This is a genomic window from Xanthocytophaga agilis, from assembly GCF_030068605.1.
GTDB classification, from domain to species: Bacteria; Bacteroidota; Bacteroidia; order Cytophagales; family 172606-1; genus Xanthocytophaga; species Xanthocytophaga agilis.
Window position 1 is genome coordinate 1,239,661 of record NZ_JASJOU010000001.1, and the last position, 17,707, is coordinate 1,257,367.

The window sequence follows — 17,707 nt, forward strand, 5'->3', positions numbered from 1 at the left end:
ATAACAGTCCAACAACCAAAATTAGTAATAGTATATTGCGCATAAAAGGGCATTTTCACTCATGACACATGTTCATTAGAAACAGTTGCATACAAATCAAATAAAATCTACAGTTTATATACACAACTTATATATGGAATTTCGTACCATTGTAATCAGAAGTAGCAACATTTCAGCTGCTGCAGAATTTTACAGCAAACTAGGGCTTATTTTTGAGTATCATCAACATGGCAATGGAGCTTTTCATTATGCCTGTACACTCAAAAATATTACCTTTGAAATCTATCCTCTACTAAAAAATCAAACTACAGCAGATACCTCCACACGACTTGGCATTGCTATAGATAACTTTGATGTAGTACTTACAGCATTCTCTCCCGAACAAATCCTAAAAGCACCTCATCTAACCGAATGGGGTGAACTAGCCATTGTACAAGACCCGGATGGCAGAAAGATAGAAATTTACAGAACCTAATACATTTACAAACAAGACCTATGTTTACACGAATATACTGGATAGAAACTATTCATACAGGAAGCATTGGCATTATGCCCCGACCAAGAGGAAATGAAGATCTGGAAAGTGAAATTCTATATCTTGCCGAACAAGATGTGAAGATGTTGGTCTGCTTGCTTATGCCTTCAGAAATCAGAGAATTAGGCTTGCAAAAGGAAAAGGAATTGTGTGAAAAGCATCAAATCTCCTTTCTGCATTTTCCTATTCCGGATCGTTCTCTCCCAGATAGTTTGCGGCAAGTACATCAACTGATTGACCAGGTAGAACAAACATGTCTTGAAGGCAAGAAAGTAGTTTTTCACTGTCGGGGTGGCATTGGTAGAGTGACACTTATGGCAGGAGCTATTCTGCGAAAAACAGGACTTGCATCAGAAGACATAGTAAAGAAAATTAGTCAAATCAGAGGACTTCAAGTACCTGACACTGAAGAACAGGCAGAATGGCTGAGAAGGTTTAAGTAGATACACTTAACCAACTATTTGTGAATACATTATATCTTAATACCTCACGCACTCTCCGAAATAAAAAATCAGTCCTTAATTTTTCATTTCTTTTAGTAAGTTTAGCTCCGGACAAAACTGGTATTACATAATTTATCCATACAACCTATGAACTTTCAATCTACCATTCTAATCACTCCTGGTTTGGGGAATTCAGGAGAACAACACTGGCAAACTCTCTGGGAAAAGCAATTCTCTGACTTTAAACGTATTGAGCAAAAAGACTGGGATACACCCGTTTGCAGTGATTGGACAAAAGTGATAGATGAAGTTGTAATGCAATATGATCCGGCAAATGTTATTCTGGTTGGACATAGCCTGGCCTGTACAACCATTGCATCCTGGGCAAAACAGTACAACCGTAAAATAAAAGGTGCCTTACTGGTTGCTCCCAGTGATACGGAAGCACCTACTTATCCTGCTGGAACTACAGGATTTACACCTATGACCTTATTTCGATTGCCGTTTCCAAGCATCGTTGTCACTAGTACCAATGACTACTATGTTACGCTGGATCGAGCTACTCAATTTGCAGATGCCTGGGGAAGTGAACTGGTGGTAATTGGAGAAGCTGGACATATAAATGTAGCAGCAGGCTTTGGCGAATGGCCAGCCGGATTAGAGATTCTGAGAAGACTCGACAATGGTCTTTAATTTGTCAAAAGATTCACACAAACAACCTGACTATGAGTATACCCAATCCTGATTTTATGCGTGAGGCAATACAGCTCTCGTTAAATACAATGCGTAATGGCAACGGTGGCCCTTTCGGAGCCGTGATTGTCAAAGATGAACAGATTATAGCCAGAGGTTACAACCGTGTGCTGGAGACCAACGATCCTACTGCTCATGCCGAAGTAGTAGCGATTCGGGAAGCCACACAAAGTCTAGGAACATTTGATCTGGAAGGATGTGAGATCTATACAAGCTGTGAGCCCTGTCCCATGTGTCTAGGCGCTATCTACTGGTCACATATCAGTAAAATGTATTATGCCAATACAAAAGCCGATGCGGCAGCTATCGGCTTTGATGATCACTTTATCTATGACGAACTGGATAGAGATCCTGCCCATCGCCGGCTACAAAGCCTTCCACTATTACGGGAAGAGGCTATTCGTGCTTTTGAAGAATGGGCTACCAAAACAGATAAGCAACGCTATTAAAAGGTTCATTCCTCTTAAAACAAGGATTGTATACGGCGGCGTTTGATTACACGCTGCCCTTTTTCATTGATTTCAACCTGATGAGTAGCTCTGGGTTGTGGATTGTTTTTCAAACCATCCAGCTGATTGTTTGCAATAAGTGTTTTTACAAAGTTCCTTACACCATCTATCGCTTCAGGAGAGGCATTCCCTCCTTCAATCTGCTTTATCTTATTGTGATTATCTACTGATACCCAAAGTGTAACAGGAACAGTTGCATACAATGCATCTCCCTGATCATCTGCCACAGGTTCCAATGCATTGGCCTGCACTTCCAGTTTGCCGTTATCCTGCATTACAGGAGTTCCCTGCAGATCAAAACCTTTATGAGAAAGCTCTTGACGTAAATGTGATTCGGCAACTAAACTATGTGCATTCATACCTTTATTAAAGTATTGTTATCTGAAAAAAGAAATGCCCTTTACAGGGCATGTTCTATTTAACAAGTAAAACCACAATCTATACGAATCCTTCGTAAGATCACGCTACCGTTTTCTTCGCGTAGTTCATGAGTATAGGTTTCGTGTGTATCAGGTGCGTTAGGGCGTGTTATCGCCATACCCCGATTCTTCTTATTTGTGATAGAATCTATTTTTAGACGCCCTCTGCGTAACAGATCCTCTACAAAACTTTTGGCTGTATCTTCATGAGACGGCATATCCAGTGATCCCATACTTAATGCAGCTCCAGCTACTTCAAATCGACTGGTAGCTATTGCAGCATGGACTACAATTTCATCTACGCCCAAATCATACTCTTTTACAGACAAATTCATTTTAGGTAGCTCAGTAGCATCATTTTCATTTCCATCTGCCATACTTCTGGGTTCAGTAATGGCAGTAATGGTTGTAGTAGCAGGAGATAAAATTCCATGACGCACAAAAGCACTTCGCAATGCCTGTCCATAATTGATAGAAGCAAACTGAAGGTTCGCAGCCTGGATCATATTTACAGCTATCTGGCTAAAAAAGGCTGGAACCACAGCCGCATTTCGAATAGCAGTTACCAGAATTTTTCCCATATCCAGACTTACCTGCAACAAATTCTCTTCATCCTGATCTGTTCTCAGCTTAAACATGCCAGCCAGTCCTTCAAAGAAAGCACCTGTAAATACACGGGAAAAGGAATGTGGTTCGGAAGTTAACGTATTCGCAGGGCCAGAAGACGGAATGGTATTAGGATCACGATAGAAAAACGAATTAACAGCATTACGCAAACAATCAGCGTCTACAGCAGTTGGAAAGTCCTGACGAATAGCCCAACCTAGTTGTTCTGCCAGACGAGACAACCGGGAAGACCGATACAAATTGCCATCCGTTTCACCCAACACCGCAATACGCAGGCTTTGCAATTGCAAGGCACACAAAATAGAACTTATATCCCCAAAAGATTCATGAAAAGCGCCAGCTTCAATACTGGCAGCATCCCATAGCTGAGGTTTGATAGCATCCAGCACGGCATGACCCTGTTCGTGGCAAACAACATCCGGACTTTCACAGGAAAAGACGGTACGTCCGGCAACAGTAGCATGAAAGAACTTCAATCCAACCCGATCATAATAGGCATTCAGATCAACACCAAAGTCCAAATCAATTGGTAGTGTCTTTCCCATTTGCCAGGTAATACCCGGCAGCAATTTTCCCCAATAGTCAGATCCCCGACGTAAAGCACTGGCAGTATTCCAGTATCGGAAACCAGCAGTACCAGGTGGATATACTTTGGCAGAAGGAGCCTGTCCATGAATGGTGGTAGGCAAAGGTTTGGAAGATAGCTTGGGAGCATTTAACTGAATCAGTTGTCCTCCATTTGGCTGATTTCCTGAACCGGGATCTTGTGTCCATGCGGAGATCTGATGAGAGAGAAGATGTTCACCTTTCTGAGGCAATACTTCTTCTGAAACTTCTTTTTCCTGGGATAGCATAAAATGACAGGTTTAAAGATGTGTGTTATAGTGGAAATAATAAGTTTTATGGCAGCAGAAAAAATCATACTGTGCCATCACCCTATTGCAACCAGTTCTAAACCGAGTCTTTGCTGACAAGCTGGTAGATATTTATCAAATGTATCAAACAAACATCTGACAATCAATACTTTTTCATAGAATAATCAGATAACGGACTATACTGAAATAGTAGTATGTAACACATCTGAAATATTGCTTGCATAAGAATAAAACTGCTTATGATAAACAGAACATAGTAATATATGCCGCATCAAACTTACTCTCTGTTTTAATCTCAGCCCTCTCAAAAGGATGAACCAGACAAAATGTAAAGAAAATTTTACATTTTGTCTTTTAAAATTTGTTTTATGTAAAATAAACTTTACATTTATCTAACTATACTTTACTAACTTATTCTATACTATGAACACACGATTTTTATTTCCGCATTCTTTTAAACTAGTAGGCTGGATATTACTTATCCCAGCTCTGGCTTTGTTAGTATTATTGTATTTCTTCCAAGTTGACCTTCCCCTAATAGAATTACCTGTTTTATCACTTATTGAATACCATGATGATAAAACAACATTTTTTAATTGGACTTATAAGAATGAGTTAAATGATGAGATTATGGCTGCTACCTTTATTATAGGAGCTATACTGGTGGCATTTTCAAAGGAAAAGATTGAGGATGAGTTTATTTCCAAACTTCGTCTGGAATCCCTGTTATGGGCTACCTATATCAATTATGCACTTCTGCTTCTTTCCATTTTGTTTATTTATGAGGCTGCGTTCTTTGATGTGATGATATGGAATATGTTCACCCTTCTGATCATTTTCTTGTTACGATACCATATTATCCTTTACTTTAGCGCCAAAGTCTCCTATCATGAAAAATAACCTAAAAGTAGAAAGAGCTATTAAAAACTTCACGCAAGAAGATTTAGCGAAGCAGGTAGGAGTAAGCCGTCAAACGATAAATGCGATAGAACTCAATAAATATATTCCTTCTACTACGCTGGCTCTAAAAATTGCCAGAACCTTTGAGAAGAAAATTGAAGATATTTTCTTTCTGGAAGAAACAGATTAACCTACAATGAGGCTAAAAGGTGTATCCTAAATACACCTTTTTTATTTTTTAGATTGAAGTTTATGTATAGTATAATCTCTCCATAACTTTAGTTGCTCTTAGCACTATATGAGCTCTATTCACAGCTTACTTTTTGTATTTATACTCGTTCTACTCCTATCTTATACAACTGGATCAGAACATTCTACTCATACATCATCCTCTGATTCAATTTCATCATCTAGTAATTCTGCTACGATTAATAGTAAAGTAGGTTTCTTTCTGGATGACTGGCAACCCAAACCATCATGCCATCAGATAGACCGACTACAATCACTCAAATAGTAACAGTGGATGCATCTGAAGTTATTAGCAGAATTCCTTTGGCTGTGTTTGGTGTGAACAGTGTTAGTGGAATAATGTACTTGACCCTACTATGTTAAGAAGCGTTTGTTCTCTACATCCACACATCATACAGTTTCCAGTTACGCAAACAGAATATTGTAACTATCTTCCTCATCTATCTGACTGGTCTCTCTCAGATATACAGCAATCATTAAATGAAGATTTTAATGGTGAAGAAGTTATGCTTTACTGCTGCCCATGTGGAGATCGGTATTGTCCTGGAATAGCAGTAAAAGTCACTATAGAGGACGATTATTTCATATGGTCTTTTGACGAAGAAAATCTGCTCCAATTTCGATTTCATCAACAAGAATATTGAAAGGTCTTCAGGTCTTATTTGAAAGGAATCTTATAGTAAAAGACTTATCTCTTGGTTTTAATGTATTACGCAAATCATGACTATCTGTAAATCTATGTTAGTTACCACCCTTTATTATTCCTGCTCTCTTCAACTCTCCTAGTGTAATTTCTGTCAACAAGTTCTTCTCTATCATATAATATAAAATCATCTTCAGAATGTATTTGCTTCTTTTAAAATAAGGAGTTTCGGAAAACAATTTCGGGTTATCCTTTAAGTAAACAAAAGCTCTTCGAATGCAATGTGCAGTAGCATCGTATTGTTGGGATTGAAAGAATGCCACTACATGATGTACATAAGTAACATACTCATAATAAATCTTATTTCTTTTTAAAGCCCCTTCTGGTAATAGAGTATTGAGACTACGAATTTGAGAGATAATATTCAACTCGTCTTCCTTCTCTTTTTCGATTACCAACCAATCATCTATTGTCTGGCCTTGTTCATCCGTCTCCAACTCATAATATCCAATGGGCTTCAGATTTCTAGCCCATACTTTTGCTGTATCATCAACATAAATCCCAATCCGGGTTCGGATAACCAAACGTTGCCAGAAATAATGGTTGAAAACAAAATCGTGTTGATCAAAGGCCAGCTTTAATTCTTCCTTTGCAAACCCACCAAATGATGCAATATCTCTTTCCTTCCATGTTTCGTCTATCCATGTCTGACAGCCTTCCATTGCGACATTGACAAGTTCATATTTCTCAGACAGTTCATTCAGGTATTGTTGGATAGATTCAAAGTCCATTTTCATTCACTAGAGATAACTATATTATTTCTGGGAGAAGCCGAATGTAAAAAACCGGAAGTTATAAAACAGATGGATGTAAACAAAAATCGGGCTTTTCTGGATGCGTATCTTACCAACTTTGCGGATATGCATCCAGAAAAGCCCGGAATACTAACAACGAGATAATTCCAAGCCAAATAAGAACTGTTCTTTTTTTAATTCGAAATCTGCTTGGAAGCCATTGCCTGGGTTGAAATTTCATCCCAGTTGATATCCATTGCGTGACTGCAACAAAAAGGATCAATAGCAAGACAATAAAAACAATGGGGAAAACCATAAATATCAATCCAACTGCTATTGTTTCATAAAACCTCCAGTTATCTGAATACCATCTTGTCCATAATACGGGCTCCAAGCCAGCATACTCTATATAGGTGTTCCACTCCTGTTCAGAAGAAAATTGTTTTAAGTCGCCATTAGTTTCATTCACAACCATATAGCCTGGACCTCCAACAATTACAATATGGTTTTTATAAAAGTACCAGGAGCGAATGCCATATATAGATTTGTGAGACTTAGGAAGAATCAGTTCCGTACCACCACCTGCATCATACATTAAAGTACCTCCAGGTGCCTTATGTTGCCAGTCGGCCACTCCAAAAGCAGATACATTGAGGATTGTAAAAAAGAAAGTTACTATCAGAATAAAAGATATACGCATAAATACTATACAAGAAGTATCCTACAACCAAACAATCACTGACAAATACGCTTTGTTTACAAAATACAGGAAAATCATTGTTGGTTGTGTACTACTGTCCTTATCTTTTTATTCTGCTAAGCATTTCCCTGCTTCTGTTATAGGTTACGGGGAATGTCTGGGAAGGGTCTACTATTAGTTTTTGGTACCGCTCTATAGCTACAGAAGGCTTACTTTCCACCATATCACAGTAAGCAAGCATTTCCAGAATGAAGTTTTTGTATTTGACATCATTCCATGCCTTATTTAGTAATGCAACGAGTAGCTGTGAGGCAGAATGTATCCGCTCATCATCATATTGTTTCACATAGTATCCATTTGGAAGACTAAACCAATACTCCCACATCTGGCCATTTGTATGTTGATTATTGGCATCTTTGATTAATTGTATTCCTACTTCAAGCAGAGACAATACCAAAGCACTATCAACCTTAGTTGTATTGCTATTATTTAATTCAGAAATATACTTCGTAACAGTAGTGGAAACGCCCTTCTTTCTGATCTCAGACATGATAGTTTCTTTCCTGTATAAAGGATGGCTTTGAACATAGGATTGATAAGCAAACGAAACAGGAAAATGATCAGCAAGCATTTCCAGACGATATCCTTTTGCTAATTCTTTTTTCAGATCTATTTCATACACATGACTATAATTATGGAACAGATAGACATAAATCTTCCCGCGCTTTAAATCATACACATTTGAATATTGGGTCGACAAAGCTCCTTCCTGATGGGTTTCGTTCAGAATGTCCCTAAGAAAGGGCACAGATAGAGATTTAGCAGAGGAGAGCATTCGTTCAGCAATATCGTATCTTCCACAAGAGTAGTTATGGGTAGGCACATTTAAAATATCAAAGTTGGTATTAATCTGATAAATTCCTGTCTTTTTGACTTTTGCACCTACATGTATCACTACCGAAGCTCCCGTTGCATCTGCAAGTAATACCTGAGAGGTTGCCGTATAGTCGTGCTTCTCCAGGAATGCCAATGCTTCATCTACTGTTTTGCATTTGCTAATGATTTCAAAAAAGAGGTCTCCATTGTAAGGATTCTTTAACTGATATTTAGCAGCATCTATACTATACTGAGCTGTATAGTCATAAAATAATCCATACTCATTCATAGCTGTGGCTATCTGTAGGTCTGGTGCACCAAAACAAACAGATCCATACCTTTCCTTTGATGCAGGATTAAACCAGATTCGTATAAATGGCGTGTAATCGTCTTCATTGGCAGCCGCATATGCTTCACCATGCATTGCACAGGAAAGTATAGTACAAGCCAAAGACATTTGACTAATGAACATGCAGTAAATGAGCAGACAACAAAGTATACCTTTTTTCATATTCGTAATACCATAGTAAAATCCAGTAATGTAATGTCTTAGGCCCAAATGCTGTGCCAATACTCAAAATGTACTATTTAACCATGCAAAGGCTTATATAGACTTACTACTGTGTTCGAAGGCGCACACAGTAGTATCCGGTAACGAACAATTGAATAACCTTAACATGCTTTGCGGCGTTACTCAAATGCCCAGATTTTGAGCAGCACCATATCTTTTAAAATCCTTAAAATTGAAGAAAGAAGGAAAAAGATAAATCTGTCAGTCATATTACGACTTTTGTAGAAACCAGAGATAATTATATCTCCATCATAGTATGTATGATTAATTATACACCTATTATTTGCACCAATTGAGTATAAACGGATACAGATCGACCAGTGTTAAAGCTTTTTGTTCCTGATGTAACTAGATTGGTTCTCTGTCAAACTCTTTGAATCGATAAAATCTTGTTTGAATAGAAGGCAGGTTTAATTTTGTATTAAAGCACGTCAAAGTAGAACAAAGTTTTGAGTTAACAGAATGATAATATCCTGGTCTCATAAAAATATTTTTTCCAATTAACTGCAACCCTTTCTAAAAAAAGCATCATTTCAATCAACGGTCTTGATATGAATGATACAACAAAAAGTTTTTGGGGTATTGCCTATAAGCGGAATATCGCCAAAATGATTGGTGTTTGCCTACGATATACACAAAACAGGCAGATTGCTGAAGATTTAGCCCATGATGCCTTTATGGTTGCGATGGATAAGTTTTCAACATACACAAACAAAGGACCTTTTGAGGCATGGTTGAGGCGTATAGTTGTCAATGTAGCACTGCAATATCTACGTGAACGGAAGAAATATAATCCGCTGGAAATACGAATCGACACTACCCTTCTGCCAGATGCTACACCATTATTGGAAATATACGAAGACAATCTCTTACAAGACTATAGCAATGTCGCCGAGGCCGATCTGTTAAACATCATTGGTCATTTGCCAGAACATCACAGACTGGTGTTTAATCTATACGTCATGGATAACTATACCCATGCACAGATTGGAGCACAGTTAGGCATCAGTGAGGGCACATCCAAGTCGCATCTGGCAAGAGCCAGAAAAAAAATTAAGGAACTGTTAGTTACAAAAACTGGGGAAAAAACCAGGAGAAAACATGCATTCTGGTTCTTTTTACTTTCCTATAAATTATGGGGTGTAGATTTCTTTTGTAAACAGCAGCTAGGTAGTTTAGCTATATCTCCTCAAAAAACGTCCTCATTTCAAACAGAAAATTTCAGAAACGTTTATAATCCACAACATATATCCTCTCCCACTATACCTAAGCTGTATTGGAATATAAGCACAGGTTCCATCATTACGGTAAGCATAGTCGCTATCTCTGTACTGCTTTCTTATTCAGATAGTCAGCCTAAAACTCCTGTAAAAGTTGAGAACCCTGTTGCAATAGCTAGTGGAAATATCCCTGATTCTGTTTCCAGTAACTATATGGTCAATCATTTTTCTAATACAAAAACTGCCACCATTTCAGAAAATGCCATCATACATACTGAAAACAGTAAACCTATAGAAAAAATGAGACCATTACACACATTAGGACTATTACTCATCCCGGCTATTAGTTTGGATTCCACAGCCTTGCAGCATACAATCTCTGATTCATTGAAAAATCAGAAGATACCTTCTGTTAGTGTTGTAGAGCCTCCAACAATTATCCAGCAAGAAAAACCTGCTACCAAAACCGGAAAGGAAAGATTATCGGGAACTTTCTATGCTTCAAAACTATCCTGGTCGCCAGCCGACAGAGGTCTTATCTTAAAGGGTAGTAATGTAAGGGTAAATATGAACACGCAAAAATTTAAGGGAGATGGCACCTTTTCGTTTATTAATCACATCGACTATCTGGTGGTAGATGGAACACCCATGAAGCTTGATCAAACGATTGAACTATCAGATAAAAAATATCAGTTAAATGAATTATCTGAACAGGAAATAGCAAAAAAATATGGAGATAAAAAAATGTCTGTGGTTGTAGAGATTTCACTTGCTGAATAATAAATAAAAATTCCAGACAAACATCTAATGGCAACACGATGTTTGTCTGGAATTTTGTACTAAAGTCGTACTAACTAAAGCTGTTCCTTTCTCATCTGACTGCTAACCACGTTCCCATCTACTATTCTCATAACCAAAATTTCTTTTCTCAGTACACAGAGACAATTTCCTATCTTATTGTTACCTCCCTCTATAAAATTACAATCCTCCCTACCAATAATCTGTAACTCTCTTACGTTTCACAAAAAACGTATATCTTCTACTATGCTCAGACTATTCATCTTATTAATAGCGGGTGCCTTAGCTTTAGGATTATTGGTCTCTCCCACACCTTTGATTATAAAACCTATTAAGGCAGGAGCCTCCTTGTTTCCAGTGAAAATAGATGAACTCTGGGGATTTATAGATTTACAGGGTGAACTAGTCATTCCAGCGCAGTTCAAACAGGCTGGCCCATTTAGTGAGGGACTGGCTCCTGTCCGATCTCAGGGACGATACGGCTATATAGATGTTCAGGGGAAATATGTTATTCCACCTATATACGACTATGCAGTCCCATTTGCTAATGGTCGAGCAGTTGTCTATAAGAATGAAAAAAAATATCTCATTGATGCTGCTGGCAGGATTTATTTTGAGCATTCCTATAAAGACTGGAACTTTGCTTCAGAGCAGTACCCTAATCTTTTTATTGTCACTACCTTTACCCAAAAGCAAGGTGTAATCGACATCACAGGCAAGCTGGTGATTGATACTATCTATTACCAGATACGGAAGTTTTCAGATGGTATAGCAGTTGTGATAGGGCTGGAACAGACGCAGAGTGCTCAACAAAAAACAAGGGAAAGATATCCGTTTGGCGTCATCAATACCAGTGGCAAAATAATTGTTCCCTATGACAAATACAGATACATTCCGCAATTCTATAATGGATATAGTATTGTAAGGCTATATAATGATTCCCCAAAGACTAAAGCCGGATTTGAAGGCATTATCGACACTACTGGAAAATTGAGGTTTGTGGTACCTCCTACTCATACCCTTTCTGCGTCTCCTTCATTCTCAGAGAACCTTACCTCTATTTTCATTGAGACAGAAAAAACGGGCCATTATGCAGCAGGAGGAATAGTTAATGCCGATGGAAAAATTTTATTCATGGATCCAAAGTTTGAACTCATTCTCCCCTTTTGTAACAACCGCAGTTTTGCTCGAATAAACGAACAATGGTTTATGATTGACAGCACGGGCAAAAAAATCACACAAACACCCTTTCGTCGAATACTAACAGATGGCTTTACGGAGAATTTTGCATTGGTCGAAACAGGACAAGGAATAACAGCTATAGATACCAATGGCACCATTCTATTAACTCCCAAAGTTGTAAAATATGACCAAGCCTATTACAAAGACAGTGTATTATATCTGGAAAAATGGCATCCCGATTTTCGTATCGGTTATTGGGATTTGAAAACTAATACAGTAGTACCAGCTTCTTTTAAATGGGTCGATTATACGAAAGGCTTTGCACAAGGATTGTTGAGAACAGGAACGGAAGGAAGAGAAAACTATGTAAACCAAACAGGAAAGGTAGTCTGGCAGGAGAAGGAGAACAGATCAAATAAATCATCTAGCCAACACTTCAATATCGATTATATGAAGTCAGGTTACTTTTATATAACAAAGAATCCTCAACCTGATGAAAGGAGTGAATATGAAGAAATCGCATCCAGCTATACACATCCTGGAGATTACTTTTTCACTACCAATACTTTTACAATGAAAGTGATGCCAGAAGCTAAAGCTGCTTTTGCAAAAAAATATGAGGGTATTACATTATATATAGCCAATACCCAGTCAGATCCTGTCTTTTTTGAACTACAGGATGGTCGTTTATCTATTAATCTGCAAGCCTTGGACGAAAAAGGGCAGTGGCGAGACATTGAGTATTTACCGAAGAGTAGATGTGGATATAGCTATCATACTATACCTCTAAAAGGACACAACTATTGGGAGTTTGCCATTCCTCAATATGAAGGAGAATTTAAAACTTTGTTACGGGCAAGACTCGAATATAAACACACAGAAGGGCAAAAAAATTTAGAGGTGATGTATAGCAATACTTTTGAAGCAAGTATTAATCCTGCACAATTTTGGCGCAAACAAGGGCATATTCCAATTGGCTTAGTTGGTTTGAATGAAGAATAAATCTCATGTAACTCAACATCTGTTGTATTTACTCAATCTTACACAACTTGCAAAGCCTCACTTTTTCATCTAACGGCTTGATTTCTTCCATGTCTGTAACAATAACCATAGCAAATCATACTAAACACAAAACTGCAGGAAGTACTCCTGCAGTTTTGTAATAGATCTCTTCTACTTATAGTGTTGGATCATCAGGAGTGTTCAGGTTATTTTGCCGTTCTTGTAATGGGAACGGGTAATAATTGCGGGATCTTTCAAATGTGATAGGAACAGGTACTACATCATCCGGAGGAGCAGGACGATCAAACCGACGACTGTCTTCCAGACGCAGACCACTCAGGTACAGTTCCGAACTCCGTTGTTTGTATATTTCTGTAAGCAGGTCATCCGTTGTCACCGGACCTGCATAAGCGGCCAATCCTGCGTGAATACCAAAAGGATCACCAGAGGTTTGCGTTCTTACGGCATTGATCTGTTCTACAGCCTCATTGAGATTTCCACTGCTACGTACAATAGCTTCAGCAATGATCAGCTTCATCTCATCAGGAATATAAGCCGGAATAGGTTGATCTATAGCCGTTGCAAATCCTTTCAGCCCTACAATGGCATCGTCCTGAAAACTAGTCTTATCAGTTGTAAAATAGAAACTGACACGCTGATCACCAGATTCTGTGAATGCAGTTGGAAGTCCGAAATTATCACGTGCCGCATAATTTTTAGCTATTTGCACCTGGTTATACAAAGGATTGGGAGCCAGATTGGTATAAATAAATCGGGAGGCAACAGTTTGAGACACAGAATTAGCAGCTGCAATAGCATCGGCATAATTGCCTGCCATGAGTGAATAGCGGGCCAGATATGCCTGAATTGTATTGGGCAGATCAAATTCCGTACCTGTTACACGTGTAGTGAATTCAGTAGAAGGAGGTGTCATAGCAATAGTCTCGGCCGCTTCTTTCAACAACGATATAGCCTGATCCAGCAATTCATCACGAGTCTGAAAAGGAGCACTGCCTGTGATGCTGGTTTGTGAAATACCATAGGTAAAGGACTGTGCAAGACTTCCCAGACACATAGCCTTCATCAGTTGAGCATGTGCGGTTACTCCACTCAGCATAGTTGGATCAGAAGACAATACAGAAGGTGCATTCATAATAATATCTTCTGCCATAGCCATTACACGCAAAGGCCGTTGCCAAAGTGACAACACATTGCCATTGAAGTTTGGCAATGCACTCCCCCCCTGATCTATCTCAATGATATTGGTAAAGGTAGTGATACCCCGTAACTCCCTGGCGGTGGTTCCGGGTGTCAAAATGATAGACTCCAGTGCCAGTGTAGAATAGACCTGGCGCATCCCTACACTCAATGTGATTAATCCATCCCTTGAGTTTACTACCTGCTGATCTGTAGGACCATTTACGTTTTCGATATCCAGCGAACATGCAGAGACTGCCCATATAAGAATAAAGGCTACTAATTTTGTATATACAGATAATCGGATTTTCATAACATAAGCGATTTAGAATTTAACATTTACCCCAATAGCATAGGTACGTGGAATAGGAACCTCCACAAAGTCAAAACCCCGCACAGCATTGGTTTGTCCGGCAGCGTTGGTTTCCGGATCATAGCCACTATAGTTGTCAATAGAAAGCAGGTTACGCCCGGCGACAAAGATTCGCATGCCCTGAATGCCCAAAACCTTTGGCTTGAGTGAGTACGATACAGACAACTCACGCAACTTCACAAAACTTCCATCCTCAATCCAGTTTTCAAAAATACTGAACAACGCAGCACTGGTACCTTTTGGCACTTCACCTCTCAACTCAGGTTCATATCCTTTCAACCCACCATAGAGATCACGGTCACCTACCCGCTTGGTAAAGTTAAAAATGTCATAACCCAGCATGCCGTCCCATTGCATACGGAAGGAGAATTGTTTCCATTCCACCTCGTTGATCCAGCTAATAATATGTTTGGGATTGGGATTGCCTATAACTTTGGACAATACTGTACCTGTGGGTTGTCCATTATCATTACGGCCTACAGTATAGGTACCATTGGCTCCTTGGGTGCCTAATTCACGCTGGGGCAGTCCGGCAGCAGTGAGCAACAGGCTCCCGTCTGCATTACGAGCGAAGAATGTACTGTAAAAAGCACCGAGCGGATACCCGTTTACAGCTGCCACCTGTCCGAAACCACCTGCAAAAGGCAGCACACCATTACCTTCTACCCCATTGACTACATTTTTATTGTGTGTATAGCTAAACGTAGAATTCCATTTTACGGCTTTTGTTTGCAATGGTACCAGTTTGAGTTGTATTTCAAAACCTGAATTGGTCATGGTACCTACATTGATGAATCGGTTATTATACCCTGAAGAAGGAGCCAGTGTTCGATTCAGAATCAGGTCTTTTACATCTTTCTTAAAATGGGAGAACTCTATTCCGATACGATCTTTTACTAAGGCCAGATCAACGCCAAACTCAAATTCTGTTTGCCGTTCGGGCTTCACATCAAAATTTCCTAATGTAAGTGGAGCTGTATATCCTATCAGTGAGCCAACAGAAGCAGAAGCATAATTTGTAAAGCGATCATAGGCACCAATGGCAGTAAGGTTACCCGATTGCCCCCAGGCCGCACGAATCTTAAATGAGGACACAACATTTGCAAGATTATCCTTCCAGAATTTCTCTTCGGACAGAATATAGGAACCACTCACTTTTGGAAAGAACTGCCATCTATTGTTTACTCCATATACAGACGAACCATCTACTCTGGCAGCACCTGTGATGAATAATTTCTGTGCAATGCCAAATGTCTGTTGAACAAAAGCACCCATAATAGCCCGTTCGGTGCGTGTTTCACTGGCTACAATATTGGAACCATTGTTGATCGTTTCGCCAAATGTGCCTAACTGCTGTGCAGTAATCCCTGTCAGATAGGAACGGTCATATTGTATAGTACCACCCAGCCCAGTTGTCGATTCGAGCCAGTCAGCAATATGAGTCTGATAGGAAAGGTTCAGATCATTATTGATTTGAAACACATTGAGATCACCCCGGCGTGCATATCCCTGATTATATGTGGGGGTTGTGTTATTAGGAGGAATATACCCTTGAGCAACCTGAGAATATGTATCTATACCCAGTGTATAATTTAATGATAGTCCTGCAAAAGGAGTAATCACTAACTGAACATCTCCAATGTAACGGCTTATCCGCTGGCTGAATTTGAATCGGTTAATAGCTTCCAGCGGATTGGTTCTACGTACGACCGAAGGTGCAGTAGAAGGATAAATGCCAGTAGCAGGGTTCGGGTCAGGATTAATAAAGTTGTTGGCAAAGATAAATCCGGTAAGCGCTCCATATGCTTCATTGATCCCACCATTGGGTACTTCATGGCTAGTGCTGTAGGTATAGTTAGAACCTATTGACAAGCTTGCCTTCTCCCCAAATCGTTGTTGAATACGAAGACGCGCTCCATTTCGGGAGAAGTCAGTCTTATCAATAATACCCTGATTGTACAGATTAGATGCCGAAAAGAAATATTGCGTACTTCCGGTTCCTCCTGATACTGACAGGTAATTTTCTGTACCAATACCTTTGCGGAATATCTTGTCCTGGTAATCATACCGTTCCACGGGAACTGTTGTCAGATCACTGGCCGTAGTATTAGTAAAACGAAACGGAACCGTATTATATGGAAGCGTTTTGCGTATCTCGTTCATTCGAAGCTGTGTAGAAAATTCTACCTGAGGCTTGCCTTCCTTTCCGCGTTTGGTAAATATCTGTACTACCCCATTATTGGCCCTTGAACCATAAATAGCTGCAGCTGCAGCTCCCTTAATTACTTCGATTCGTTCGATGTCACTGGGGTTAATATCTACCAGACGATTCTGCGCATATCCACCAAGATCAATAATTTCAGGCGATGAGTTATTCACAATAACCCCGTCTACAATATACAAGGGATCAGACGATCCTACAATTGTACTGGGTCCGCGCAACCGAATACTGATTCCCCCCGCCGGATTACCTGAGTTCTGTGTGATTTGTGCTCCCGAAACCTTACCGGTAAGCAACTGATCAATAGAAGTAGAAGCAGTAGAAGGAAGATTACTTACCTGTACAGTAGAAATAGCATTTCCCAGTTGTCGCTTACTGGTAGCAACTGAAGTTCCTGTCACTACAACCTCATCAAGGGCAAGATAATCTTGTTTTAGCTGAAGGGTAACTGTACTACTACCTCCAGCATCTGCCTTTATCTGTGCTGTTGTATTCTGATACCCTACAAAGCTGGCCTGAATGGCAACGGATTGTCCGGTTGCATTGGAAATAGTCAGAGAAAACTGTCCGTTGGCACCAGATAGTGTTCCTCTGCCAGATCCGATAACAACAACAGAGGCGCCAGGAATAGGCTCACCTGCCAGATCCGTCACGGTTCCTTTCACAAGGTGTTCGGAGGAAGTCTGGGCAGTTACTTTTTGGGCCAGAAGCCCCATAACGAATACAAGAAAGACTGCTTTTAAATGATACAGCCTGTTGAACCATCGTAAATTTAGGTACATAAGTCAGGTTGGATTAGGTAATAAAAGTATGACATTTC

Annotated in this window: 15 protein-coding genes; 8 read left to right on the plus strand and 7 right to left on the minus strand. The window is 39.5% G+C overall.

Annotated elements, in window-relative coordinates; genetic code table 11:
• The first annotated feature begins 133 nt into the window (after positions 1-133).
• The 4 genes from QNI22_RS05135 to QNI22_RS05150 all read left to right on the plus strand — a co-directional run bounded on the left by QNI22_RS05135 (position 134) and on the right by QNI22_RS05150 (position 2,180).
• A complete protein-coding gene (locus QNI22_RS05135; RefSeq protein WP_314509551.1) occupies positions 134-475 on the plus strand; it encodes a VOC family protein in 342 nt (113 codons plus the stop codon).
• Positions 476-495: 20 nt separating this feature from the next.
• Entirely contained in the window at positions 496-978 is a 483-nt protein-coding gene (locus QNI22_RS05140; RefSeq protein WP_314509552.1) for a protein-tyrosine phosphatase family protein, read from the plus strand.
• A gap of 147 nt (positions 979-1,125) precedes the next feature.
• Complete coding sequence (locus QNI22_RS05145; protein WP_314509553.1) at positions 1,126-1,671, plus strand: RBBP9/YdeN family alpha/beta hydrolase; 546 nt, start codon at positions 1,126-1,128, stop codon at positions 1,669-1,671.
• Between the two features lie 32 nt (positions 1,672-1,703).
• Positions 1,704-2,180, plus strand: a complete 477-nt coding sequence (locus QNI22_RS05150) for a nucleoside deaminase (protein WP_314509554.1) — start codon at positions 1,704-1,706, stop codon at positions 2,178-2,180.
• Between the two features lie 14 nt (positions 2,181-2,194).
• Here the strand turns inward: QNI22_RS05150 and QNI22_RS05155 are convergent, their stop codons facing one another.
• Both QNI22_RS05155 and QNI22_RS05160 read right to left on the minus strand, forming a co-directional pair.
• Complete coding sequence (locus QNI22_RS05155) at positions 2,195-2,599, minus strand: hypothetical protein (protein ID WP_314509555.1); 405 nt, start codon at positions 2,597-2,599, stop codon at positions 2,195-2,197.
• Positions 2,600-2,658: 59 nt separating this feature from the next.
• Positions 2,659-4,140, minus strand: coding sequence for a gluzincin family metallopeptidase (locus tag QNI22_RS05160; RefSeq protein ID WP_314509556.1), 1,482 nt, complete (start codon positions 4,138-4,140; stop codon positions 2,659-2,661).
• A gap of 444 nt (positions 4,141-4,584) precedes the next feature.
• On the opposite strand from QNI22_RS05160, the gene QNI22_RS05165 reads away from it, so the two are divergent.
• Entirely contained in the window at positions 4,585-5,061 is a 477-nt protein-coding gene (locus QNI22_RS05165) for a hypothetical protein (RefSeq protein WP_314509557.1), read from the plus strand.
• Positions 5,051-5,251, plus strand: coding sequence for a helix-turn-helix transcriptional regulator (locus tag QNI22_RS05170; RefSeq protein ID WP_336620940.1), 201 nt, complete (start codon positions 5,051-5,053; stop codon positions 5,249-5,251). Before QNI22_RS05165 ends, QNI22_RS05170 begins: the two co-directional genes overlap by 11 nt.
• An 800-nt stretch (positions 5,252-6,051) precedes the next feature.
• On the opposite strand, the gene QNI22_RS05175 is transcribed toward QNI22_RS05170, so the two are convergent.
• From QNI22_RS05175 to QNI22_RS05185, 3 genes are all read right to left on the minus strand, one after another.
• Positions 6,052-6,744 (minus strand): hypothetical protein, encoded by a 693-nt coding sequence (locus QNI22_RS05175; RefSeq protein ID WP_314509558.1) that lies wholly within the window; start codon positions 6,742-6,744, stop codon positions 6,052-6,054.
• A 112-nt stretch (positions 6,745-6,856) separates the two neighbouring features.
• Complete coding sequence (locus QNI22_RS05180; protein WP_314509559.1) at positions 6,857-7,447, minus strand: hypothetical protein; 591 nt, start codon at positions 7,445-7,447, stop codon at positions 6,857-6,859.
• A 100-nt stretch (positions 7,448-7,547) separates the two neighbouring features.
• Positions 7,548-8,834: a carcinine hydrolase/isopenicillin-N N-acyltransferase family protein gene (locus QNI22_RS05185; RefSeq protein WP_314509560.1), complete on the minus strand. Its 1,287-nt coding sequence runs from the start codon at positions 8,832-8,834 to the stop codon at positions 7,548-7,550.
• 611 nt (positions 8,835-9,445) lie between these two features.
• Here QNI22_RS05185 and QNI22_RS05190 point away from each other — a divergent pair.
• Together QNI22_RS05190 and QNI22_RS05195 are read left to right on the plus strand one after the other, a co-directional pair.
• Complete coding sequence (locus QNI22_RS05190; protein WP_314509561.1) at positions 9,446-10,894, plus strand: RNA polymerase sigma factor; 1,449 nt, start codon at positions 9,446-9,448, stop codon at positions 10,892-10,894.
• A gap of 264 nt (positions 10,895-11,158) precedes the next feature.
• The gene (locus tag QNI22_RS05195; protein ID WP_314509562.1) at positions 11,159-13,096 is read left to right on the plus strand and encodes a WG repeat-containing protein; all 1,938 of its coding nucleotides are present in this window, start codon (positions 11,159-11,161) and stop codon (positions 13,094-13,096) included.
• A gap of 175 nt (positions 13,097-13,271) precedes the next feature.
• Here QNI22_RS05195 and QNI22_RS05200 read toward each other — a convergent pair whose 3' ends face one another.
• Entirely contained in the window at positions 13,272-14,606 is a 1,335-nt protein-coding gene (locus QNI22_RS05200; protein WP_314509563.1) for a RagB/SusD family nutrient uptake outer membrane protein, read from the minus strand.
• Positions 14,607-14,618: 12 nt separating this feature from the next.
• A complete protein-coding gene (locus tag QNI22_RS05205) occupies positions 14,619-17,669 on the minus strand; it encodes a SusC/RagA family TonB-linked outer membrane protein (RefSeq protein ID WP_314509564.1) in 3,051 nt (1,016 codons plus the stop codon).
• Positions 17,670-17,707 lie beyond the last annotated feature (38 nt).